The 1498-nt window shown below is 62.1% G+C and carries 1 pseudogene; it reads right to left on the bottom strand.

The features are described 5' to 3' along the window. Positions 1-840 (bottom strand): annotated as a pseudogene (locus G6R25_RS23905) (protein rep); the annotation flags it as partial. Between the last annotated feature and the right edge of the window lie 658 nt (positions 841-1498).

The following is a 1498-nucleotide window of genomic DNA, read 5'->3' as shown; positions in this document are numbered from 1 at the left end:
CGCGGCGAGGTCTTCGTCGGAGGCCTCCTCCTCGCCGGGCAGGAGCTCGGCGCGCAGCCCTGGGCTGAACCGGATCACGGACTTGCCTTTGGTTTCGCGTTCGTATTCGTGCCAGAGCTTCAACGCGGCGACGTCGCCGGTCCGCAGGAAGTAGGCGGCGATATCGAACGGCATCAAACTTCCTTTCCGACCCTTTTTCAAATCGCCGCGGGCCATTTCGTTACCCAGGCCGACGCCGGTTTCCTGGAGTTTGACAAGGTAGCGGCCAAGGGCGTCAGAGTCCCGGGTGATGATATCGAGTTTCACGCCAATGCCTTTCACCATCGGCTTATGCCCCTTCTGTACGTAGAACGCATTCAACTTATCGAAATACTCCTTGCACATCTTCCCGTAGACCTTCGGTGTGACCGGCCGACGGAAGACTTCCACATCGTGCGTGTGGGGATGCCAACCGTTGTTCCCTCGGGTAATTTCCTTCGCGGTGATGCATCCCAGGAAGCCGGCCTCCTCTCGCACCTTCTTAACCGCCCAGTGTCGTCCCGCCCATCGGCGACCCTCAGTCAGGCCGCCGAGGGTTGTGCGCAGTTCATCTTCGGCGGTGTGGGGGATTGTTCGGGTCACGAAAACAGCCCCAAAACCGGCCTCGATGGCCCGGGCAATGGCCCGGGAGATCTCGTCGGCCCGCCGGAACCTGATCTTGGCCGAGCAAACCGGACAAACCCACCCAGATCCACACGTCGACAGGCCGCTGTAGCAGTGATGATCTCCGTTTTGGATCAGAGCGACGTCCGAGACGCCGACCGGTTTGCCGCAGTCCCGGAGCCACCGATTCGTCGTCACGCCGCGGAGCCCGGATCGCAAAACGCTCCGCACCTCTTGTCGATCATGCCTCTCGGAAGTTTCCGCTGGGGCACAGGCGAAATCGGGGTCCGCGGAGGGCCATTTTGAGCATGATCGCCGCTCCAAAGTTTCCGAAGTACCTAGAAAGGCGGTTTCAAGATCAGACTCAGCCTGGTTGATCTTGGCCCCGACGGCGTTAAGGATCTTGCTGACAGCCGCCTCGGAGCGATCAAGCTCGGATGATGTTGAAACGGCAAGATCGGCGGCGATCCGGCGGTCAAGGTGCCTCTGGACGTGTGGTCTCACGCGGAAGCCCCTGAGAGGGCCGCTGCGGCCCGAACCCCGCAAAGGCAGCTGTGGGTAGCTTCGCTGGGGGTCAGGCCGGCAGCGACGCCAGCAGACACCATTACGGGCATCGCCTGGTCGACGGTCAAAATGCCGGCTGCGGCGTGCTCTCCGACCCGGCAACCGGCCCAGTAAAGGGTTTTGGTGCGTTCTCCTTGGGGCCGGCTGGAAATCTTCTCGTACAAGGCTTGGAGAATCGCATCGGCCCGGGCCTGACGGTGCGCTTCCGGAATTCCGGAAGGGGTGCGAAGGATTGCCGGCGTCGGTGGCATGGGGGGTGAAGAACTGGATGTCAGTGGGGGGGCGGATCGCT

The organism is Candidatus Frankia alpina (assembly GCF_902806485.1).
Lineage (GTDB): Bacteria > Actinomycetota > Actinomycetes > Frankiales > Frankiaceae > Frankia > Frankia alpina.
Note: the sequence above shows the minus strand (reverse complement) of the source record. Positions and strands in the feature narration are given on the sequence as shown.